Source organism: Streptomyces sp. SPB162 (assembly GCF_029504575.1).
Lineage (GTDB): Bacteria > Actinomycetota > Actinomycetes > Streptomycetales > Streptomycetaceae > Actinacidiphila.
This window is the reverse complement of sequence record NZ_JAQFII010000001.1, coordinates 5,493,016-5,516,133: the sequence shown is the minus strand read 5'-3', so window position 1 is coordinate 5,516,133 and position 23,118 is coordinate 5,493,016. Positions and strand designations below refer to the sequence as shown.

The following is a 23,118-nucleotide window of genomic DNA, read 5'->3' as shown; positions in this document are numbered from 1 at the left end:
CGGGCCCGGCCCTCCACCCGGCTGTCGACCGGGGGCGGACCGGGCCCGGAGAGGGGCGCGGAGCGAGCCGCGTCAGGAGGAGGAGCCGGCCTCCTGGGGCAGGGCGGCACCCGCGCGCCACTGCGACCAGCTGAGATTCCAGCCGCCCATGCCGTTGTCCGCCGCGACCGTGCGGTCATGGGAGTTGATCACTTCGACCGTGTCACCGACGAGCGAGTGCTCGAAGAGCCACCCCGCCGGCGTCGTGGAGCGGCCGCCCTTCACATCGGCGAGCCCCACACAGCCATGGCTCGTATTGGTGACGCCGAAGGTCCCGGGCGCGGCCCAGTAGTTGCCGTGCAGGAACGTGCCGGAGCGGGTGAGGCGCATGGCGTGCGGGACGTCGGGGATGTCGTACTCCCCGCCGAAGCCGACGGTCTGGCCGTTCATCCGCGTCAGTGCGAACTTCTCGGCAATCACCATCGTGCCCTGGTAGGTGGGGTGCTCAGGACTGCCGGCCGAGATCGGCAGCGTCTTGAACAGCTGGCCGCCGCGCCGCACGGTGAGGGTGTGCGCCTCCGCGTCGACGGTGCTCCGCTGGTCGCGGCCGATCGTGAACCGGACGTCCTTGTCCTGGGTGCCGTACACGCCCTCGGCGCCCTCGACGTCCCGCAGGTGCAGCGACATCGTCACGTCGGTGCCGGGCCGCCAGTGCCTCTTCGGGCGCAGATCGAGGCGCCGGCTGCCGAACCAGTGCGGAGCGACGTCCACCGCGGGTTGCGTGTGGACGGTGATCGCCCGCTCGACCGCCGCACGGTCGGTGACCGGCCGGTTGAAGTTGACGGTGATGATCATGCCGGTGCCGACGGTGGATCCGGCCTCGGGCGTGTAGAAGCCGATGAACTTGTGCTTGGGCACCAGCGTCGTGAACACGACGTGCTTGGCTGCGCGCCGGCCCTGCCGGTCCACCGCGTAGGCGTCGACCGTGTACTGGGTGGACAACGCCAGTCTGCCCGTGGGCACCCATCCGCCCCGGTCCTCCGCGAGGGTGCCGGCGACCGGTACGCCCTCGCCGTCGACCACCTTGACCTGCGTCAACTCGCCCTTCTCCACCCCCACGCGCAACTGCTCGTCGGGCAGCACGTCGTGCGCGGCGTCCTCCGGCGTGACGGTGATGACCGCCTCCGACACCTGCGGGACGACGTCCCTGGGGCGGGCTGCGTCACCGCCCGCGCCACCGCTGCCGCCGCTGCCGCCACCCGCCGCCCCGCATCCGGCGAGGAGCCCGCCGAGTACTACCGCTCCTACCAGTCCCGCCCCGGCGCTCAGGGCGCGCATCACCACATTCGTCACACAGGGTCAACGAGAGGGGCACCCCCGGGGAAACGTCCCACCGCCCACCTGTACGGGAACCGCCGCGCAACAGGTACGACACCGATCACGCGTGTGACTCCGCACGTCCCGATGGGAAGGAATGGAGGAGGAGACGGCACCGACCCGGCACGGGACGCCGGGAAGGGCCGCGTCCGGCCAGGGCTTTAGTGGGACGCGTGGGGTTCCGCCGTACCGTGGCCGCGGACGCGCAGGGCCGGATCCTGTCGAGCCGCAGGAGGCGAGCACGTGTCAGAGACACGCGAGCACGAGGCCATGGAGGCCGTCGAGGCGGTCCCCAGGCCGAACGGCCTGCGGACGGCACCTCCGCCGGCGGTTCCGGGGCCCGCCCAGGAGCAGCCCGTGGGGGCGGTCCCCGATCCGGAGGTCGAGGGCGCCACCCCGCCCTGTACGGTCTGGCCCGGCAGTTCGGAACCGCTCGGCGCGCGCTTCCACACCGGCCCCGACGGCCGCCCGGGGACCAATTTCGCGCTGTGGGCGGGCGGCGCCGAGTCCGTCGAGCTCTGCCTGTTCGAGGCGGACGGCACCGAGACGAGGGCGCCGCTCACCGAGCTGACGCACGAGATCTGGCACGGCTTCGTGCCCGGCGTGCTGCCGGGACAGCGCTACGGCTACCGGGTCAGCGGGCGCTGGGACCCGTGGACCGGGGCTCGCTGGAATCCCGCCAAGCTGCTGCTGGACCCGTACGCCCGCGCGGTGGACGGGGAGTTCACGCTGCCGCCCGAGGTCTACGCGCACGTCCGCGACTGGCCGGAGGGACAGATCGCCGACACCGTCCGCGACAACCGGGACTCGGCCCCGTTCGTGCCCAAGGGCGTCGTCGTCCACGATGACGACGACTGGTCCGACGACCACCGCCCCAAGACGCCGTGGTCCGACTCCGTCATCTACGAACTGCACGTCAAGGGCTTCACCAAGCGCCATCCCGGCATACCCGAGGAGCTGCGCGGCACCTACGCGGGGCTGGCGCACCCGGCCGCGATCGAGCACCTCACCCGGCTGGGCGTCACCGCCGTCGAACTGCTGCCCGTCCACCACTTCGCCCACGAGGACCACCTGGAGCGGGCCGGGCTGAAGAACTACTGGGGCTACAACTCCGTCGGCTACTTCGCCCCGCACGCCGCCTACACGGCCGGTGGCACCCGCGGGGAGCAGGTGGGCGAGTTCAAGCGGATGGTGCGCGCCCTGCACGCGGCCGGTATCGAGGTGATCCTGGACGTCGTCTACAACCACACCGCCGAAGGCGGTGAGCAGGGCCCCACGCTCTCGCTGCGCGGGATCGACAACCGCGGCTACTACCGGCTGCAGGACGACCCGCGCCGCTACGCCGACTACACCGGCTGCGGCAACACCCTGCACGTCGTGCAGCCGCACGTGCTGCGGCTCATCACCGACTCGCTGCGCTACTGGGTCACGGAGATGGGGGTGGACGGCTTCCGCTTCGACCTCGCGGCGGCGCTCGCCCGCTCCATGCACGACGTCGACATGCTCTCCCCCTTCCTCGCCGTCATCGCCCAGGACCCGGTCCTGCGGCGGGTGAAGCTGATCGCCGAGCCGTGGGACGTCGGGATGGGCGGCTACCAGGTCGGCGCCTTCCCCCCGCTGTGGACGGAGTGGAACGACCGCTACCGGGACGCGGTGCGCGACTTCTGGCGCGGCGCCCAGCATGACGTGCGCGACCTCGGGTACCGGCTCTCCGGCTCCAGCGACCTGTACGCCTGGGGCGGCCGGCGCCCCTACGCCTCGGTCAACTTCATCACCGCGCACGACGGCTTCACCCTGCGCGACCTGGTCTCCTACCAGTCCAAGCACAACGAGGCGAACGGCGAGGACAACAACGACGGCACCCACGACAACCGCTCCTGGAACTGCGGCGCCGAGGGCCCGACCACCGACCCGGGGATCAACACCCTGCGCCGCCGCCAGTTGCGCAACCTGCTCTCGACGCTGCTGCTGTCCACCGGCGTCCCGATGCTGGTGGCCGGCGACGAGATGGGCCGCACCCAGGGCGGCAACAACAACGCGTACTGCCAGGACAACGAGATCAGCTGGATCGACTGGTCACTCCTGGACGACCCCGACTGGCAGGGCCTGAGCACCCTGGCCGCCCGCCTCATCGCGTTGCGCCGCGCCCACCCGGTGCTGCGCCGCCGCGCCTTCTTCTCCGGCCGTTCCCAGACCCCCGGCGGCCTGCCGGACCTCAGCTGGTTCACCGCCGACGGCCGGGAGATGACCGACGACGACTGGTTCGCCCCGTCGCACACCATCGGCATGTACCTCTCCGGAGACGACATCCCGCAGCGTGATGCCCAGGGCGTCCCCATCACGGACGACAGCTTCCTGATCATCGCCCACACCCACCACCGCCCCGCCCGCTTCGTCCTCCCCGGCCGTCCCTGGGCCGACTCCTACGAGCTCCTCCTCGACACCACCGCCGAGGACCAGTCCCGACCCCCCGGCACGGGCTACCCGGCGGGGGGCTCGGTGACGGTGCCGGGGCGCTCCCTCCTGCTGCTGCGCGCCCTCCCGGCCACCAGCGCCCCGGCGCAGCGGACGTCCACGGACTGAAACCCCTGGACACGGCGAATTGGTCCAGTCCACACTCGATCTCCGTGACCTCATCCGCACCACAGCCCTATGAGAACCCCCTCCTCACCGGCCTGTCGGTCGAGCCGCCGACCGCACCCGGGAATGAACCGGGGCTGTGGTCGGTGAACTTCCGGCTGTACTTCACCGCGCGCTCGATCGCCATGCTCGGGGACTCGATGCTCCCGGTGGCGATGGCCGCCGGGCTGCTGCAGTACGGATACGGAGCCGGCGCCGTCGGGCTGGTGATGGCGTCGTACACGGGGTGCTTCGCCGGGTTGGTGATCTTCGGCGGCGTGATCGCGGACCGGTTCAACGCCCGGTTGCTGATGATCGGCGCGGATCTCGTGCGGCTCGTGATGATGGCGCTGCTGGCCGGCCTGTTCTTCGCCGACCACGTGGTGCTGTGGCAGGTGTGCGCGATCACCGCCGTCAACGGCGTCGCGGCCGCGATGTTCCAGCCGGGTGTGGCCAGTACGGTGCCCCGGGTCGCCACCGACGTGCAGGGGGCCAACGGGGTGGTGCGTACCGCCGAGTCGGTGATGGCGCTGGCCGGTCCCGCGGTCGCGGGCCTGCTGGTGGCGTTCGCGTCGGCGGGCGGCGTGATCGCGGTGGACGCCGTCACCTTCGGGGTGAGCGCGCTCTGCGTGTTCCTGCTCCGGCTGCCGCCCGTCGCCCATGAGACCGCCGGGCCGAAGGCCAGCACCTTCAGGGCCGACCTCGTCGAGGGGTGGCGGGAGTTCCGGGACCGCACGTGGATGTGGACGGTCATCGTGATCTGGATGGTCTTCATGGTCACCGTGATGGGCCCGGTCACCCCGCTCACCGCCGGTGAGATCCTGCCGGCGCACGGCCCGAAGGCGTACGGCCTGGTCAACTCCTGCCTGGGCGCGGGCACCGCGCTCGGGGCGCTGCTCGCGCTGCGGTTCCGGTCGCACTTCCCGCTGCGGGCGGGATCCATCGCGCTGTTCGGCAGCGCGCTGTACCCGGCCTCCGTCGGCCTGCACCTGTCGGTCCCGGCCATCTGCGGCTGCATCTTCGTCGCCGGCGCCTCGTGGGCGTACTGGGGCGTGAACTGGGCGACGAGCGTGCAGACGCAGGTGCCCGGCGAGATCCTGAACCGGATCCACGCCTACGAGGTCGCCGGGTCGGTCGCGATGCTGCCGGTGGGTCAGGCCCTGTCCGGGCCCGCCTCGTCCGCGTTCGGCGCCCGGCACGTGCTGCTGGCGGGCAGCGTGGTGGCCGTGCTCGTCTGTGTGACGCTGCTGTCGGTCCCCGCCATCCGCGATCTGCGACGGGTGGCCCGACCGGCCGGGAAAACCGGGTGAGCGGTGTCGGTGGTCGCCCGTATCGTCGGATCGATGCCTGAAGCGACTTCTGACCCCGCGCCCCCCAGACCCCGATCAGCCGTCCGCTCCCTCCTGCGCCTGTGGCCCTATGTACGCCCGATCCGCGGCCGGTTGGCCGGTTCCGCGCTGTCGGCCGTCCTCGCGTCGAGCATGGCGCTGCTGATCCCGCTCGTCCTGAAGTGGATGGTGGACGGCCCGGTCGCGGACCGCGACCCGTCCGGGGTGTGGCTCGGCGGTGGTGTGCTGCTGGTCCTCGGGCTGCTGGAGGCCGGGCTGTTCGGGCTGCGGCGCTGGCTGGTGGCGCGGCCGCTGGCGCGCGTCGAGGCGTCGATGCGCTCGGCCCTGTACGGGCACCTGCAGCGGCTGCCCGTCGCCTTCCACGACCGCTGGGCCTCCGGGCAGCTGCTCTCGCGCGCCACGATGGACCTGCAGATCATCCGGATGTTCCTGGCGTTCCCGCTGGTGTTCCTGGTGGTCAACGGCGCCGCGATCGTGCTGGGCTTCGCCATCCTGTTCTCCCAGGCGTGGACGCTCGGGCTGGTGCTGCTGCTGCCCATCGTCCCGCTGGTCATCCTCTGCTCGCTGTTCGAGGCCCGGTACTCGCTGGCCGCCCGTTCCGCGCAGGACCAGGCCGGCGATCTGGCCACGGTCGTCGAGGAGTCGGTGCTCGGGGTGCGCATCATCAAGGCGTTCGGCCGGCACCGCAGCCAGACCGACGCGTTCCGCACCAAGGCGCACGGGTTGCGCCGCACCGAACTGCACAAGGCCACGCTGCTGGCGGACATCTGGGCGCTGATCATGACGCTGCCCGAGATCGCCATCGGTGCGGCCCTGATCCTGGGGATCATGGAGGTGTCCGACGGCGGCCTGTCGGCGGGGACCCTCGTCGCCTTCCTGACCACCGCGCTCGCGCTGCGCTGGCCGGTGGAGTCGATCGGCTTCCTGCTGGCGATCAGCAACGAGTCGGCGACGGCGGCGGACCGCTACTTCGAGGCGATGGACGCCGCACGGGCCGGCGCCGCCGGCGTCGGCACCGAGTCGGCGAGGGCAGCGGAGCCCGCGGACGGGGTGTGGTTCGAGGGCGTCGACTTCCGCTACCCGGACGCGCCGGAGGACACCCCGGACCTGCTGCACGGCGTCGACCTGCACATCCGATCCGGCGAGACGATGGCGCTGGTCGGCGCCACCGGCTGTGGCAAGACCACGCTCACCGCGCTGATCCCGCGGCTGCACGACGCCACCGGCGGCCGGATCACGCTCGACGGCGCCGACATCTCGGCGCTGTCCCGGGAGCGGCTGCGCGAGCTGGTGGCGGTCGCCTTCGAGGAGCCGACGCTCTTCTCCGCGACCGTCCGGGAGAACGTGGCCATGGGCGCGGGGCCGGGCGGCGCCGACGAGGCGGCCGTCCTGCGCGCGCTGGAGACGGCCCAGTGCGACTTCGTCGCCCGGCTGCCGCACGGCCTGGACACCCAGGTCGGCGAGCAGGGCCTGAGCCTGTCCGGCGGCCAGCGGCAGCGGCTCGCGCTGGCCCGCGCGGTCGTCGGCAGTCCGGCCTTCCTGGTGCTGGACGACCCGCTGTCCGCGCTGGACGTGCACACCGAGGCGCTCGTCGAGGCCGCGCTGCGCGAGGTCCTGTCGGAGACCACCGCGCTCGTCGTGGCACACCGGCCGTCCACGGTCATGCTGGCCGACCGCGTCGCCCTGATGTCGGAGGGGCGCATCACCGCCGTCGGCACCCATCACGAACTGCTGGCAGACAGTGCGGAGTACCGCCATCTGATGTCCGGCGACAGCGAGAGGAGCGCGGCCCGATGACCTCCGTGGCCGAACAGACCGGACAGGCCGGTCCCGAGGAGGAGCCGGCCGGCGCCGCGGACGCCCCGATCCGTCCGCCGGCGCCGGACGACCCGTTCACGAAGGACGTGCTCCCCTCCCCCGAGGGCGCGCAGCTCGGCCTGTTGAAGTCGCTGCTGGCCCCGCACACCCGCCGGGTCTGGCTGGCGGCCGTCCTGCTGCTCGTGCAGCAGGCCGCCGTGCAGGCCGGCCCGCTGCTGGTGGCGTACGGCATCGACCGGGCGATCCCGGCGCTGCGCGACGGCCGGCACGGGCCGCTGATCCTGCTCGGCTGCGTCTACCTGGGCTGCGCGCTGGCCTCCGGGCTGCTGCAGCGGTGGTTCATCCGGGTCGCGGCCCGGGTGAGCCAGGACGTGCTGATCGATCTGCGGGGCCGGATCTTCCGGCACGCCCAGGCGCTCAGCCTGGACTTCCACGAGCGCTACACCTCGGGCCGGTTGATCGCGCGCGCCACCTCGGACGTCGAGTCGCTGCGCGAGCTGCTGACCGAGGGCCTGGAGGAACTGATCGGCGTCATCCTGTCGTCGGTCTACATCTCGGTGATCCTGCTCTGGCTGGACTGGAAGCTGGGGCTGGCGGCGCTGTTCTCGTGCGCCCCGCTGTACCTGATGATCCGGTCCTTCCAGAAGCGCTCGATGGTCGTCTACCGCAAGCGTTCCACGGCCATCGCCGCGGTGATCGTCAAGTTCACCGAGACGATGAACGGCATCCGGCCGGTTCAGGCGTTCCGCCGCGAGAAGCCGAACGAGGCGGACTTCGCCGAGCTCAACGGCGTCCATGAGCGGATCAACGGGGACGCGATCCTGGAGATGGCGCGCTACGTCGTCGGCTCGCGGCTGATGGCCAACGCGGCGATCTCCGGAATCGTGCTGTGGGGCGCGTACCGGGTGGCCGGCGGCGGTCTGGCGCTGGGGGTGCTGGCGGCGTTCGTGCTGTACCTGCGGCGGCTCTACGACCCCATCGACCGGCTCGGGATGTTCCTCAACTCCTATCAGTCGGCCGCCGCGTCCCTGGAGAAGATCGCCGGCCTGCTGGCGCAGCGCCCCTCGGTGCCCGAGCCCGAGGACCCGCGGGAGCTGCCGCGCCGCGCGGGCGGGCTGCCGGGCCGCGAGGTGCGCTTCGACGGCGTCCGCTTCGCGTACCGCACCGGCGGCGAGATCCTCCCCACCTTCGACCTGCGGATTCCGGCAGGGCAGACGGTGGCGGTGGTCGGGGCGACCGGCGCGGGCAAGTCCACCCTCGCCAAGCTGCTGGCCCGCTTCTACGACCCGACCGACGGCCGGATCACGCTGGACGGCGTCCCCCTGCGGGAACTCGCGCTGCCCGAACTGCGGCGCGGGGTCGTGATGGTGACCCAGGAGGCCTTCTTGTTCTCCGGGACGGTCGCTGAGAACATCGCGATCGGCAGACCGGATGCCGGACGCGAGGAGGTCGAGCGGGCCGCGAAGGCGATCGGAGCACATGACTTCATCCGTGCGCTGCCGGACGGCTACGACACGGACGTCCGCAAGCGCGGCGGCCGGATCTCCGCCGGACAGCGGCAGTTGGTGGCGTTCGCGCGGGCGCTGCTCGCCGATCCCGCCGTCCTCATCCTGGACGAGGCGACGTCCTCGCTGGACGTACCGGGTGAGCGCGCGGTGCAGCACGCGATGGACACGGTGCTGCGCGGCCGGACCGCGGTGATCATCGCGCACCGGCTCTCGACGGTGGAGATCGCCGACCGCGTGCTCGTCATGGAGGGCGGCCGGATCGTCGAGGACGGAGCCCCCGCCGAACTCATCGCGGACCATGGCCGATTCGCGGATCTGCACACGGCCTGGCGGGACAGCCTGGTCTGAGCGGGCGGGTCCCGCTGACCTGGCCTCGGCCCCGCCGGCCCGTCATCCGAAACGGCGGCGTCCGTATAACGGGCGCCGCTCATCGGTCAACGGACGGAAATCGGCCAAGTTTCCGCCACCCCAATGACATGTCCCGGTAAACAGTGCCACTCTTCCCGCAGCCGCCGTGCAGCACTCCCCACCAGCATCGCGGGGCCGCGCAGCAGCGGTGGTTACGCACGTCCCACCAGCACGTCGCTCTACCCGGGCAGCACACAACCCCACCTGCCCGTCTGTTCACGGCCCGACCCAGTGGCCGCCGCAGAAGGAGTTCCGTAGTGAGACGATCCCCCCGCAAGGCAGTCGCGGCAGGCGCACTCGCCGCCACCGCCGCACTGCTAGCCGTGGCGCTGCCCTCCGGCACCGCCGTGGCCGGCACCGACGCACAGAGCGCTTCCCACGTCCAGCCCCGTTCCGGCGGCCTACCGGCCGCGCTGTCGCCCTCGCAGCGCGCGACGCTCCTGGCCGACGCCAACGCCAACGTCTCCCGCACCGCGGGTGAACTGCGGCTCGGCGCCAAGGAACGGCTCATCCCGAGCAGCGTTCTGCGGGACGCCGACGGCACGGTGCACACCCGGTACCAGCGCACCTACGACGGCCTGCCCGTCCTCGGCGGCGACCTGGTCATCGCGAGCACGCCGGCCGGTGCCACCACGAGCGTCAACCGGGCGACCAACGCCGAGATCGCGGTGCCGAGCACGACCGCCACCGCGACCGCCGACTCCGCGAAGTCCTTCGCGATCAGCCGGGCCAAGGCGGACGGCGCGAAGAGCCCGGCCCTGGCCGGCTCCCCGCGCAAGGTCGTCTGGGCCGCCACCGGCGTGCCGACGCTGGCCTGGGAGTCCGTCGTCGGCGGACTGCAGGACGACGGCACCCCGAACCAGCTGCACGTCATCACCGACGCCAAGACCGGCTCCCGGCTCTTCGAGTACCAGGGCATCGAGACCGGCGTCGGCAACAGCGAGTACAGCGGCCAGGTCACCATCGGCACCACGCTGTCCGGCTCGACGTACACGATGACCGACGGCGCCCGCGGCGGCCACAAGACGTACAACCTCAACCACGGCACCTCGGGCACCGGCACGCTCTTCTCGAAGTCCACGGACACGTGGGGCAACGGCACCACGTCCAACGCCGAGACCGCGGGCGTCGACGCGGCCTACGGCGCCCAGGAGACCTGGGACTTCTACAAGAACGTGATGGGCCGCAACGGCATCCGTAACGACGGTGTCGGCGCGTACTCCCGCACTCACTACGGGAACTCCTACGTCAACGCCTTCTGGGACGACGGCTGCTTCTGCATGACGTACGGCGACGGCAGCAACAACGCCGACCCGCTGACCGCGCTCGACGTCGCGGGCCACGAGATGAGCCACGGCGTCACCGCCGCCACCGCGGGCCTGAACTACAGCGGTGAGTCCGGCGGCCTCAACGAGGCGACGTCCGACATCTTCGGCACCTCGGTCGAGTTCTACGCCAACAACGCCAGCGACGTCGGTGACTACCTCATCGGCGAGAAGATCAACATCAACGGCGACGGCACCCCGCTGCGCTACCAGGACAAGCCCTCGCGCGACGGCACGTCGCCCGACAACTGGTACTCCGGCATCGGCAACCTGGACGTGCACTACTCGTCCGGCCCGGCGAACCACTTCTTCTACCTGCTGTCCGAGGGCAGCGGCACGAAGGTGATCAACGGCGTCACGTACAACAGCCCGACCGCCGACAACCTGCCGGTCCCCGGCATCGGCCGGGACGCCGCCTCGAAGATCTGGTACAAGGCGCTGAGCGAGCGCTTCACCTCCACGACCAACTACGCGGCCGCCCGCACCCAGAGCCTGCAGGCCGCCGCTGACCTGTACGGATCCGGCAGCGCGACGTGGAACACGGTCGCCAACACCTGGGCCGCCATCGGCGTCGGCGCCCGTGTGCCGACCAGCGGCGTCACGGTCACCAAGCCGGCCAACCAGAACACCGTCGTGAACACCGCCGCGAGCCTGCAGATCCAGGCCAGCAGCACCAACGGCGGCGCGCTCACCTACTCCGCCACCGGCCTGCCGACCGGCCTGACGATCAACGCCTCCACCGGTCTGATCTCCGGCACGCCGACCACGGTCGGCACCTACAACCCGACCGTCACGGCGAAGGACTCCACCAACGCCACCGGCTCGGCCACGTTCACCTGGACGATCAGCCCCACCGGTGGTGGCGGCAACGTCTTCGAGAACACGACCGACGTCTCCATCCCGGACGCCGGCGCGGCGGTGTACTCCAACATCAGCGTGACAGGACGCACGGGCAACGCCCCGAGCACCCTGCAGGTGGGCGTCAACATCGTCCACACCTACCGCGGTGACCTGGTCATCGACCTGGTCGCCCCCGACGGCAGCACCTACCGGCTGAAGAACTCCAGCGGGTCGGACTCCGCCGCCAACGTGAACACGACGTACACCGTCAACGCCTCCAGCGAGGTCGCGAACGGTACGTGGCGCCTGAAGGTGCAGGACGTCTACAGCGTCGACAGCGGCTACATCAACAGCTGGAAGCTCACCTTCTGACCCGGAGCGGACGCCCTGAGGATCCTCTGAGGGCACCCCGTACCGACTGACCGGCTCGAAACGGCGGTCGCGCCGTGTGACGCGAGTCATGCGACGCGACCGCTCTCGGCGTGATCGTCCGCGACGTTTCTGGTACAGTTGACCGCGTTGCAGTTGTGGTACCCATGAACTCCATGTGCGCCCGGTCTTTGCGGCCAGGCGCACATTTGTTTTACCGGCGTCATGTCCGGTGTGGGGAGATCATCGCGGCGACGCGGCATCCGTAAAGTGCGGGTGCTGTATTAACTGCACCCATTAGGGAGACAGACATGGCTACCGGAACCGTGAAGTGGTTCAACTCCGAAAAGGGCTTCGGCTTCATCGAGCAGGACGGCGGCGGCGCTGACGTCTTCGCCCACTACTCGAACATCGCCGCCCAGGGCTTCCGCGAGCTGCTCGAGGGTCAGAAGGTCGAGTTCGACGTCACGCAGGGCCAGAAGGGCCCGCAGGCCGAGAACATCCGCCCTCTCTGAGGCACCCCTGAGCGCTCACCGCGCCCAGTAGTGAGAGGCCCGCACCGTTCCGCGGTGCGGGCCTCTCGCGCGCAGCGGAAACAAAACAAGTGCGGCGCTCCTCCGAGCACCGCAGGACGCCGGTCCGCAGGCGTCGAAGAGGCAGTCCGCGATCCGCCGGACGGCCCCTGGCGCCGAGGGACCTCCCTCGTCTCCGTCACGAGGAAGGTTCACCCTTGAAGTTGTTCTCCGAACTTTCGATTTCCCCCGCGCTGGTCACGGCGCTGAACGCCAACGGCGTCAGCGAGCCGTTCCCGATCCAGGCCGCGACGATGCCCGACGCGCTCGCCGGCCGGGACGTGCTGGGCCGTGGCCGTACCGGCTCTGGCAAGACCCTCGCCTTCGGGCTCCCGATGCTGACCCGCACCGCCGGGCAGCGCGCCGAGCCCAAGCGCCCGCTGGCCCTCGTGCTGGTGCCGACGCGTGAGCTCGCGACCCAGGTCACCGAGGCGCTGGCGCCCTACGCCCAGGTGCTCGGGCTGCGCCAGACCACCGTGGTCGGCGGCGCGTCCATCACCCGCCAGATCGCCGCGCTGCGCAACGGCGCCGAGATCCTCGTCGCCACTCCGGGCCGGCTCGCCGACCTCATCGACCGCCGGGCCTGCGCGCTCGACCGGGTCGAGATCACGGTCCTGGACGAGGCCGACCAGATGGCCGACATGGGCTTCCTGCCGCAGGTCACCAAGTTGCTCGACCAGGTGAAGCCGAACGGTCAGCGGATGCTCTTCTCCGCCACCCTGGACAAGAACGTCGACCGGCTGGTCAAGCGCTTCCTGCACAGCCCGGTCACGCACTCGGTCGACCCGTCGGCCGCGACCGTGACGACCATGGAGCACCACGTGCTCCACGTGGACGACGACACCAAGCGCGCCGTCACCGCCGAGATCGCCGCCCGCGAGGGTGGCGTGATCATGTTCGTCGACACCAAGCGCGGCGCCGACCGGCTCACCAAGCACCTGCTGGCCGCCGGCGTCACCGCGGTCGCCCTGCACGGCGGGAAGTCCCAGCCGCAGCGGAACCGCGCCCTGGACCAGTTCCGTACCGGGAAGGCCACCGCGCTGGTCGCCACCAACGTCGCCGCCCGCGGCATCCACATCGACGGGCTCGACATGGTCGTGAACGTCGACCCGCCCGGCGACCACAAGGACTACCTGCACCGCGGCGGCCGTACCGCGCGGGCCGGCGAGTCCGGCACCGTCATCACCCTGGTGCTGCCCGCGCAGCGCCGCGAGAACGCCCGGCTGATGGCGCTGGCCGGCATCAAGCCGCACACCGCGCGGGTCCGCCCCGGCGACGCGGAACTGGTGCGCGTCACCGGTGCCCGCAAGCCGTCCGGCTCGGCCGTCACCATCCACGACCCGGTGCACGCCGCCGCCCAGGAAGCCGCCAAGCCGAAGACGAACAAGGTCGCCGGCACCCGTGGCCGCGGCCGCCGTCCCGGCGGCGCCGCCGCTGCCGGAGCGGGCGCCGCCGCCGCACCGGCGGGCACGCCGCGCAGCGCCGGCAGCACCCGCGGTGGACGGGGCGGACGCCCCCGCACCGACGCCGAAGGCGCTGCGGCCGGCTCCGGCCGGGCCGGGGTCAACGGCCGCGGCGGCACGCCCGGCCGCCCCGCCGCCGGCAGCCGCACGGCCGCGGGCCGCGGTGGCGCCGTGGGCCGTCGTGCCCGTCGTGAGGACGGCACGGGCGGCGGTCGCCGCGCGGCCTGACCGCACCGGCAGCACCACCACGAACGCGACGGCCGGTACCAGGAGCTTCCTGGTACCGGCCGTCGCGTTCGTGCGTCAGCGGAGTATGCCCGCCGTCATTCCCTCGGATTCGGCGGGAGTGGCGATGAGGCCGAGCTCCGCGGGGGCGGCGAGCAGCGGATGGGTGGGCAGGACGCGGACGGTGTACCCGAAGGGGCCCGTCCGATCGAGGGTGAGCGGGCCCTCGTACAGCCGGCGGCCCTCGATGTCGGGCTGCGACGACGGCTTGAGCGAGAGCACCGCCGGGTCGGCGATCCGGTCGGCGTCGTCCACCCGCCCGGAGAGTACCTGGACGTCGACGTCGCCGGTGTCGAGGTCGCCCAGGGTCACCTGGACGCGCAGGGTCAGCGTGGATCCCAGCTCGGGGAAGCCGCCCACCGAGCCGGTCTCCACATGCTCGACGGCGACCCGGTTCCAGCCGCGGCGGACCCGGGCCTTCCAAGAGGCGAGCTCCCGGGCGGCGTCGCCGGCGATGGCGCGGTGCGCGTTGGCCGCCGGGGCGTAGAGCTGCCCGACGTAGTCACGCACCATGCGTCCCGCGAGCACCTTGGGCCCCAGGGTCACCAGGGTGTGCCGGACCATCTCGATCCAGCGGGCCGGCATGCCGTTCGCGTCATGGTCGTAGAAGCGCGGGGCGACCTGGTTCTCGATGAGCTCGTAGAGCGCCGTCGCCTCGATGTCGTCCCGGCGGTCCGGATCGTGGCCGGTGCTCTGGCCGTTCTCCCCGGCGTCGGCCGTCGGAATGGCCCAGCCGTTGTTGCCGTCGAACCACTCGTCCCACCACCCGTCGAGCACCGACAGGTTGAGGCAGCCGTTGAGGGCGGCCTTCATGCCGGACGTGCCGCACGCTTCCAGGGGGCGCAGCGGGTTGTTGAGCCAGACGTCGCAGCCGGGGTAGAGGTGCTGGGCCATGCCCATGTCGTAGTCGGGCAGGAAGACGATGCGGTGGCGCACCCGCGGGTCGTCGGCGAAGCGCACCAGCTCCTGGACGAGCCGCTTGCCGCCGTCGTCCGCCGGGTGGGCCTTGCCCGCGACGACGATCTGGATCGGCCGCTCGGGGTGCAGCAGCAGGTCCATCAGCCGGTCCTGGTCGCGGAGCATCAGTGTGAGCCGCTTGTAGGACGGGACCCGGCGGGCGAAGCCGATGGTCAGGATGTCGGGGTCCAGGACGTCGTCCACCCAGCCCAGCTCGGCGTGGCCGGCGCCGCGCTGCCGCCAGGAGGCGCGCACCCGGCGCCGTACGTCCTCCACCAGCTGCTCGCGCAGTACCCGGCGCAGCTCCCACACGGCCGGGTCCGGGATGTCGGCGACGGGTTCCCAGCGCTGGGTCTCGCCGATCATGAGGGCGTCCTCGGCGCGCTGCGCGCCGATCTGGCGGGCGCCGAGCCGGAAGACCTCGGGGGCCACCCAGGTGGGGGCGTGCACCCCGTTGGTGATGGAGGCGATCGGCACCTCGTCGGCGTCGAAACCGGGCCACAGCCCGGCGAACATCTGCCGGCTGACCTCGCCGTGCAGGGTGGAGACGCCGTTGGCACGCTGGGCCAGCCGGAGCCCCATCACCGCCATGTTGAAGACGTTCGGGTCGCCGCCGGAGTACGTCTCCATGCCCAGCTCCAGCACCCGCTGGATGTCGACACCGGGCAGTTCGCCGCCGTCGCCGAGGTGCTGCCCGACCAGCTCGCGGTCGAAGCGGTCGATCCCGGCGGGGACGGGCGTGTGGGTGGTGAAGACGGTGCCGGCCCGTACCGCCTCCACGGCCGCGTCGAAGTCGAGCCCTTCGCCGCCGAGTTCGCGGATGCGCTCCAGGCCGAGGAAGCCGGCGTGGCCCTCGTTGGTGTGGAAGACCTCGGGCTCCGGGTGCGCGGTGAGCCGGCAGTACGCGCGGACGGCGCGCACCCCGCCGATGCCGAGCAGCATCTCCTGCAGCAGCCGGTGCTCACTGCCACCGCCGTACAGGCGGTCGGTGACGTCGCGTTCCGTGCGGTGGTTCTCCTCGACGTCGGAGTCGAGGAGCAGCAGCGGGACGCGGCCCACCTGGGCCTTCCAGATATGGGCGGTCAGCGACCGGCCGCCGGGCAGGGCGAGGACCACGTGGGCGGGGGTGCCGTCCCGCTCGCGCAGCAGGGTCAGCGGCAGTTCGTTGGGGTCCAGGACCGGGTAGTGCTCCTGCTGCCAGCCTTCCCGGGAGAGGCTCTGGCGGAAGTAGCCGTGCCGGTAGAGCAGGCCGACGCCGATCAGCGGCACACCCAGGTCGCTGGCGGCCTTGAGGTGGTCCCCGGCCAGGATGCCGAGGCCGCCCGAGTACTGGGGCAGGGCCGCGGTGATCCCGAACTCGGGCGAGAAGTAGGCGATGGCGGCGGGCAGTTCGGAGGACTGCCCCTGGTACCAGCGCGGATTGGTGAGGTAGTCGGTCAGGTCCTCGGCGGCCGAGGAGAGGCGGCGCAGGAATCTGCGGTCCTGGGCGAGGGCCGAGAGCCGTTCCTTCGAGACGGAGCCGAGCAGCCGCACCGGGTCTCCCCCGGCGGCCCGCCAGCCCTCCTCGTCGACGCTCTGGAACAGCTCTCTGGACTCCGGGTGCCAGGACCAGCGCAGATTCTGTGCCAGTTCGCCGAGCGGACGCAGCGGTTCCGGCAGGACAGTTCGCACGGTGAAACGACGGATTGCCTTCACGGTACGACGGTAGCGGGGTCCTGCCCCCCGATCCCTGCGCTCCCCACGATCCGGTCGTTCAAACGCCCGAACGGACGTGCGCCGGGGCATCCGCCCCGGCGCGTCACCGTGCGCGGCGGCGCGGGCCCGCTCAGCGCGCCACCCGGGCGGCGGGGACGTCGTACGGCGAGCCCTGGTTCACCGAGGCCGGGTCGAACGCACCGGCCACGGCGTAGCGCCGGGCGATCGTCTCCAGCTCGGTCCGGGGGATCACGTCGTGAATGTCCGCGAAGCCGCCGGGGGCCCGTTCGTGGGCCATGTTGATGACCACCTCGGGGCCCAGCCGCCGGTTGGAGCGCTGCAGCTCCGTCATGGGCGGCCGGCGCTCGGCCTCGTACGCCAGCAGGGCCCGCGCGGGGTCCTCGTGGGCGGTCATCGCGTGGGCCAGCGCCCGGCCGTCGATGATCGACTGGGTGGCGCCGTTCGAGCCGATCGGGTACATCGCGTGGGCGGCGTCGCCGATCAGCGTCGCCCCGCCGAAGGTCCAGCGCACCAGCGGTTCGCGGTCCACCATCGGGTACTCGAACGCGGCCTCGGCGGCGTCGATCACCTCACCGACGTCGACCCCGTCGAAGGTCCAGCCCGCGTAGTGGTGGCGGAACTTGTCGATGGGCACCCGGCGGTTCCACTCGCTGCGGTCCGGGGTGGCGCCGCCCCGCTCGGCCGGCATCGCCAGCGCCCAGTTGACGAGCACCCGCTCGCCGGGCGCGGCGGGGACCGTCAGCGGGTAGACGACGGCCTTCCGGCGGTCGTTCCCCGCGATGAACATGAAGGTGCCGACCCGGTCGGCCGGCATCCAGGACACCCCGCGCCACACCAGCATGCCGTTCCACGGCGGTTCGCCCTCGCCCGGGTACATGGCGGCGCGGACCGCCGAGCGGATGCCGTCCGCGCCGATCAGGATCTCCGCGCCGATGTCGGTGGTGGTCCCGCCGGCCCGCTCCCTGACGGCCACCCGCAGCCGTGAGCCGGGCAGCTCGGCGAAGTCGTCGACCCGGGCGCCGGAGACGACCGCCCCGCGGCCGAGCCGCTCCCGGACCGCGCGGGACAGCACGTCCTGCAGCCGCCCGCGGTGGATCGACAGCTGCGGCCAGCGGTACCCGGCGCCGACGCCGCGCGGCTCCCGCCAGACGAGGCTGCCGCTGCTGTGGTAGTACCGCAGCTCGCTGGTGGGCACCGACACGGCAGCCAGTTCCTCGTACAGCCCCAGCGCCGCCAGTTCACGGACCGCGTTGGGCATGATGTTGAGCCCGGCGCCGACCGGCTGGACCTCCTGGGCGGCCTCGACGACCGTCACGTCGGTACGGCCGACGGCGTGCAGGCTGAGCGCCGCGGTGAGGCCGGCGATGCCGCCTCCCGCGATGACGACGCGGTTCATCGTTCCCCTTCGGTGGAGCGCCGGACCAGCGTCTCGTTCTCGCGGGTCAGGTCCAGTACGGAGCGCAGCAGTTCGACGGGTGCGCCGCCGCTCCCGTAGTCGTACAGCCGCAGCTCGTCGCTGTACGCCTCGCGGGCGATACGGATGTGCCGGGCGCGGAAGATCTTCAGGATCCGCAGCACCCGAGCCAGCGCGACGGCGCCGGCCCGCAGGGTGGGGGGCACCCGGTCCCCCGACTCCCAGCTGAACGCGAAGGCGAGCTTGCCCACCGCTGAGGGGCGGCCCTGGTAGCGCGCGTGGAAGGTGCGCCAGGCGGGGAGGCTGTAGGGCACCGACTCGGCGAGGAATGCCTGATACCGCCCGGCGGCGCGGTCGGACTGCCAGAGCGTCAGGTCGACCAGCCAGAGCGGGACCTGGGCCGCCGCCGGGCCGAGGTACTCGCGGCCTTCGAGGGTGATCTCCTCGAAGTAGGGCCGCAGGACCCGGGCGAAGAAGACCGGCGAGACGTTGGCGATGGTGAAGTCGATCGAGTCGACCATGGCCTGGACGAGTCCGGCGAGCCGGTCGAGGCAGGCGGCGAACCGGGGGTCGTGCGGTTCGAGCTCGGCCAGTTCCGAACAGGCGTCCAGCGAGTCGCACAGGCTGGGGAAGACCATCCGCACGGCGTCCTGGAGGCAGGCCTCCATGGGATCACCGGTGTACATACGTTGGCGTGCGCCCACCGGGTTCCAGGCCGTGTAGTGGTGGACGGTGTCGCGCGGGACCATGCCGGTGCGCCGGCCCAGCGCGCGCAGGACCGGCAGCGCTTCCGGTACGGCGTCGAGCGGTTCGGTGCCGTGCCGCTTGACGGAGCCGAGGAAGATGCCCAGGTCCCGCATGGCGGCCAGGTTCTCGACGGTGGAGAGGTCGTCGAGGACGTCGGGGGCCGGGAGGAGTTCGCGCAGCGCGGTGACCATGCCGGACACGTCGCCGTCCGCGTTCATGACGCGGAGCTTGTCGCAGGCCTCGTCCGCTCCCAGCGGGTCGGCACCCCGTATCTCCTCGATCCGGTAGTAGGGCTCTTGGCCCTGGAGCACATGGAGCACAGACATGTGGGGCACCGTCATTCCGAGGGTCACGGGGATGTGTGTGTGCTGGGCGTGGGGTCGGCCTTCCCCTGCGGCATGCCGCGCGGCAGCAGCAGCGTCAGGAGGGTGGCGGCCGCGGCGAACACGGCGCCGACGAGCAGCGCGGTGCGGAAACCCGCGGTCTCGGCGGCGGCGCCGTGGCCCGCGGTCCGGGTGTGGGCGGCGGCCACCGCGACGAGCACCGCGAGGCCGAGGACCGAGCCGAACTGCTGGCTGGTGTTGACCAGTCCCGACACCAGTCCGGTCTCGCCGGCTCCCGCCTGCGCGGTCGCGGCGACGTTGGTGGTCACCATGACGAGCGGCAGCCCGATCCCGATCAGCAGGCTGGGGGCGAGGACGGTGGTGGCGAAGGAGCCGTCCGCCGACAGCGACAGCGCGAGCCACACGGTCGCGGCGGTCACCGTGGCGAATCCCGCGGTCATCACCGGACGCAGCCCGCAGCGGGCGACCAGCCACCCGGTCCTGGGCGCGGTGAGCACGACCGTGATCGACAGCGGCAGCAGTCCGAGTCCGCCGGTGACCGGCGGGTAGTTCAGCACGTTCTGCAGGTAGAGGCTGACCAGGAAGAACATCGGGAACAGCGCCATCTGCGCCAGCGCGCTGAGGAGGTTGGCCAGCCGGAGCGCGGGCCGGCCGAACACACCGGGCGGGACCAGCGGGTGGGCCGCGCGGGTCTCGATGACCGCGAACGCCGCCAGCAGGAGCAGACCGGCGGCCCCGGCGAGGAGTGTGCCGCGGTCGGACCAGCCCGCGCTACCCGCGTCGACCAGCGCGTACGCGATCAGGCTGAGGCCGCCGGTGGCGGTGAGGGCGCCGCCGAGGTCGAACTCCCGAAGGCCGGCGCGGCCCGCCGCGGGCCGCTCGCGACGCGGCGGGGCGGGCCCCAGGGCGGCCGGCGTCAGGGCGATGAGCGCCACGCCCACCAGCACGTTCAGGGCGAACGTGGAGCGCCAGCCCAGGCCTGAGGTGAGCACGCCGCCCACTACCGTGCCGAGCGCGCCGCCCAGCCCCCCGAGCGCCGCGAACACCCCCAGGGCACGATGCCGTTCCGGCCCGTCGGCGAAGAGCAGCAGCACCAGCGCGAACGCGGCGGCCGCCGCACAGGCCGCACCGACACCTTGTACGGCGCGGGCCGCCACGAGCAGCCGTGCGTCGCCGGCGAAAGCGCCGCCGAGGGAGGACGCGGACAGCAGCGCCAATCCCGCCGTGAAGAGCCGGCGGTGGCCGACGAGGTCGGCGACCCGTCCGGCCAGCAGCAGGAAGCCGCCTAAGGTGACCAGGTAGGCGTTGGCGACCAACGAGAGGCCGGCGGCGTCGGTGCCGAGGTCGTCGCCGATGGACGGCAGCGCGACGTTGATGATCGCGGTGTCGAGGATGAGCAGGAGCTGGGTCGAGGCCAGCAGGGCGAGCGCGAAGCCGCGTCGGCGCACCGTCGCCTCAGGCACGGTGCAGCGGTGGCAGCTCGTAGCCGTCGAGGCAGGTCCTGGCCAGGCTCTCGCAGGCACCGGTGTCGCCCTCCCACGCCTGCTGCATCAGATAGACGTGCGGGGCGCCGTGGTAGAAGCGTTCGTACTGCTCGTGCCGTCCGGCGAACTCCGTGCCGAGCGCGTCCCAGGCGAGCTTGAGCAGCTTGACGCGGTCCTGCGCCGGGTGTCCCGGTGAGCGGATGTACTTCGCGATCACCGGGCCGATCTCCGGGTGCAGCAGGTCCCGCGCGGAGGCCGGGAGCTGGATGACGCCGCCGCCGGCCAGCAGCTTGATCTCGGCGATCGCCCGGGGGTAGACGTCACCGGCCATGATCCGGTGCGCGTAGGAGATCTCCTTGTCGGGCATGACGCCGCCGCGCCCGCCGTCGACCCGCTCGTACCCGGCCTCGGCGGCCAGCACCATCGACTTGGCCTGCGCCACCCAGCCCATCAGCCGGCCGATCTGGTGCTGGACCGGCGGCAGCTGGTAGGTGTTGTTGGCCTTGGCGAGCAGGATCGCGACGCCGGTGAGGAACTCCAACTTGGTCCAGAAGCGGGTGGCCGCCTGGTGGACGAAGTTCACGTACGCGGGAGTCTGCCACCACTGGCCGAAGCAGACGTCGACGTTGCGGTACGCGAGCACGTTCTCCCACGGGACGAAGACGTCCTCGCAGACCAGCAGGGCGTCGTTCTCGTCGAAGCGCGAGGAGAGCGGGTTGTCGAAGACGCTGCGCGCCTGGGCCTCGTAGGAGGTGCGGGAGATGAACTTCAGGCCGGGGGTGTCGACCGGTATCGAGAAGCAGAGCGCGTGCTCGACGTCCTGCGGGGCCAGCGGCTCGATGGTGCCGACGAGGACTTCGTTGCCGAAGACCGCCGCGGTGCCGATCATCTTGGCGCCGCGCACGACGATGCCGCCGTCCCGCTCCCCCACCACCCGGACGACGAGGTCGTCCTCCTCCTGCTCGGCCGCGGACTTCGTCCGGTCGGTCTGCGGGTTGGTGATGGTGAACGTCGGGTACAGGTCGCCCTCCGACATCCGTCGGTGGTAGGCGGCGACGTTCGGCGCGCCGTCGAAGGTGTCCGTGGTGAAGAGCCCCGGTGCGGCCGCGAAGCCGGCGATGCCCGCCGCCATGTAGTCGGGGGTGCGCCCGAGATGGCCGAAACTCGCCTCTGCCCAGACCTTGTGCGCGGTCCGGCGGGCGACGAGGTCCTCGTACGAACGGGGTATCAGGAAGGCCCGGTGGACGCCGCCTTCGGTGAGTACGGCGGAGTGCTCGGAGTCATGGGAGAGGTCGTACAGCCCCGCGATGGAGTCAACGGTGTTGCGGAAGGCCGGATGGACGGTGATGTCCTTGACCCGCTCACCGTCGATCCATATCTCGCGTCCGTCGCGCAGCGAATCCTTGTACTCCTGGCCGGACCTGGTCACCGTGTCTCCTCAACGATCTTCGACGCGCCGTTGAAGAGACTGCCTCATACACGTGTGCTAATCAATGAACGTCCTGCCGGTCCCGTTTATGAACCGGCCAGTTACCCCGATATTCACCAGGAGTCGTCCCGAACCACTTGCGGAACGCCAGATGGAACCCGACGGCGCTCTGATAGCCGACCCGCGGCGGCACCGCCGCCTGCGGAACCGCCGTCTCGGTCAGCAACCGGGCGGCCTCCTGCATCCGACGTCCGGTCAGGTGCCGGGCCGGTGCCTCGCCCACCAGCTCCCGGAAGGTGGCGGTGAAGGCCGAGCGCGACATGCCGACCTCACGGGCCAGCGCCTCGATCGTCCACGGTTCGGAGAAGCGGGTGGAGACGATGACCAGCGCCCTGCTGATGCCCGGGTGGCGCAGCGCGGGCAGCACCGCCGGGTTGTCGGACAGCTCCCGCAGCAGCGGGCGCAGCGCCAGCACGAAGGCCATCTCGAACGCCCGCAGGGTGACCAGTTGCGATCCCGGCTCGCCGCGCCGCTCGGCGACGGCGAGCGAGGCCAGCGTCTCGCGCAGCAGCGGTTCCTTGTCGACCTGGGTGCGGTCCAGCACCAGCGACCACGGCAGCGCCCGGTACAGCGAGGTCGCGGCCGTCGCGTCGTAGTGCAGCCCGGCGCACAGGATCCGGCTGCGCTCGCCGGTGCCCTCGACGACGAGCACCCCGGACGTGCCGGGCTCGCGCTGCGGGAGCACCGCCTTGAGCGGGACGCCCTGCCGGTCGGGCAGGTCGGAGAGGCGGTGGGCGGTTCCGGTGGGGAAGACCGCCAGGTCCCCCTGGTGGAGCTGGAGCGGCGGGCAGTCGGCGCCCGCGCTGATCCAGCAGTCGCCCTCGACCATGTAGTGCAGGATCGCGCAGCTCTGCTCGGAGTCCCCCTCGATGGCCCAGGGCGCCCGCACCGTCCAGAGGCTGTCGAAAACGCCGGTCAGGCGCAGCGGCCGCAGTAGTTCGCTGAGGAGGTCGTTCCCGCCAGATTCCATGGACGAACCCTTAATCCCCGTCCCGGTTTGCTTATTGCCGCCCCTGTGCGCCCCGTCCAGCCTGAGGTGAGGCGGAATCGCTGAT

14 protein-coding genes are annotated in these 23,118 nt (G+C 71.8%); 7 read left to right on the top strand and 7 right to left on the bottom strand.

The window, feature by feature from the left end; all coding sequences use genetic code 11:
- Positions 1-72: 72 nt before the first annotated feature.
- A complete protein-coding gene (locus M2266_RS25045) occupies positions 73-1,317 on the bottom strand; it encodes an Ig-like domain-containing protein (RefSeq protein ID WP_277440217.1) in 1,245 nt (414 codons plus the stop codon).
- A gap of 282 nt (positions 1,318-1,599) precedes the next feature.
- On the opposite strand from M2266_RS25045, the gene glgX reads away from it, so the two are divergent.
- The 7 genes from glgX to M2266_RS25010 all read left to right on the top strand — a co-directional run bounded on the left by glgX (position 1,600) and on the right by M2266_RS25010 (position 13,855).
- Positions 1,600-3,939 (top strand): glycogen debranching protein GlgX, encoded by a 2,340-nt coding sequence (gene glgX / locus M2266_RS25040; RefSeq protein WP_277440216.1) that lies wholly within the window; start codon positions 1,600-1,602, stop codon positions 3,937-3,939.
- 92 nt (positions 3,940-4,031) lie between these two features.
- Positions 4,032-5,285 carry an MFS transporter gene (locus M2266_RS25035; protein ID WP_277441343.1) on the top strand — a complete coding sequence of 418 codons (1,254 nt, stop codon included), beginning with the start codon at positions 4,032-4,034 and terminating at the stop codon, positions 5,283-5,285.
- Between the two features lie 33 nt (positions 5,286-5,318).
- Complete coding sequence (locus tag M2266_RS25030) at positions 5,319-7,121, top strand: ABC transporter ATP-binding protein (protein WP_277440215.1); 1,803 nt, start codon at positions 5,319-5,321, stop codon at positions 7,119-7,121.
- Entirely contained in the window at positions 7,118-8,998 is a 1,881-nt protein-coding gene (locus M2266_RS25025; RefSeq protein ID WP_277440214.1) for an ABC transporter ATP-binding protein, read from the top strand. Before M2266_RS25030 ends, M2266_RS25025 begins: the two co-directional genes overlap by 4 nt.
- 317 nt (positions 8,999-9,315) lie before the next feature.
- On the top strand, positions 9,316-11,595 hold the full coding sequence (locus tag M2266_RS25020) for a M4 family metallopeptidase (protein WP_277440213.1): 2,280 nt from the start codon (positions 9,316-9,318) through the stop codon (positions 11,593-11,595).
- A gap of 308 nt (positions 11,596-11,903) precedes the next feature.
- Positions 11,904-12,107 carry a cold-shock protein gene (locus tag M2266_RS25015; RefSeq protein WP_277440212.1) on the top strand — a complete coding sequence of 68 codons (204 nt, stop codon included), beginning with the start codon at positions 11,904-11,906 and terminating at the stop codon, positions 12,105-12,107.
- Positions 12,108-12,322: 215 nt separating this feature from the next.
- Positions 12,323-13,855: a DEAD/DEAH box helicase gene (locus M2266_RS25010; RefSeq protein ID WP_277440211.1), complete on the top strand. Its 1,533-nt coding sequence runs from the start codon at positions 12,323-12,325 to the stop codon at positions 13,853-13,855.
- Positions 13,856-13,930: 75 nt separating this feature from the next.
- Here the strand turns inward: M2266_RS25010 and glgP are convergent, their stop codons facing one another.
- The 6 genes from glgP to M2266_RS24980 all read right to left on the bottom strand — a co-directional run bounded on the left by glgP (position 13,931) and on the right by M2266_RS24980 (position 23,033).
- Entirely contained in the window at positions 13,931-16,564 is a 2,634-nt protein-coding gene (gene glgP / locus M2266_RS25005; RefSeq protein WP_277440210.1) for an alpha-glucan family phosphorylase, read from the bottom strand.
- A 130-nt stretch (positions 16,565-16,694) separates the two neighbouring features.
- Positions 16,695-17,981, bottom strand: a complete 1,287-nt coding sequence (locus M2266_RS25000; RefSeq protein ID WP_277440209.1) for a flavin-dependent oxidoreductase — start codon at positions 17,979-17,981, stop codon at positions 16,695-16,697.
- Positions 17,978-19,072, bottom strand: coding sequence for a monodechloroaminopyrrolnitrin synthase PrnB family protein (locus M2266_RS24995; RefSeq protein WP_277440208.1), 1,095 nt, complete (start codon positions 19,070-19,072; stop codon positions 17,978-17,980). Before M2266_RS24995 ends, M2266_RS25000 begins: the two co-directional genes overlap by 4 nt.
- Positions 19,073-19,095: 23 nt before the next feature.
- Entirely contained in the window at positions 19,096-20,553 is a 1,458-nt protein-coding gene (locus M2266_RS24990; protein ID WP_277440207.1) for an MFS transporter, read from the bottom strand.
- Positions 20,546-22,003, bottom strand: a complete 1,458-nt coding sequence (locus tag M2266_RS24985) for a 4-hydroxyphenylacetate 3-hydroxylase N-terminal domain-containing protein (protein ID WP_277440206.1) — start codon at positions 22,001-22,003, stop codon at positions 20,546-20,548. Before M2266_RS24985 ends, M2266_RS24990 begins: the two co-directional genes overlap by 8 nt.
- A 61-nt stretch (positions 22,004-22,064) precedes the next feature.
- Positions 22,065-23,033 (bottom strand): AraC family transcriptional regulator, encoded by a 969-nt coding sequence (locus M2266_RS24980; protein ID WP_277440205.1) that lies wholly within the window; start codon positions 23,031-23,033, stop codon positions 22,065-22,067.
- Positions 23,034-23,118 lie beyond the last annotated feature (85 nt).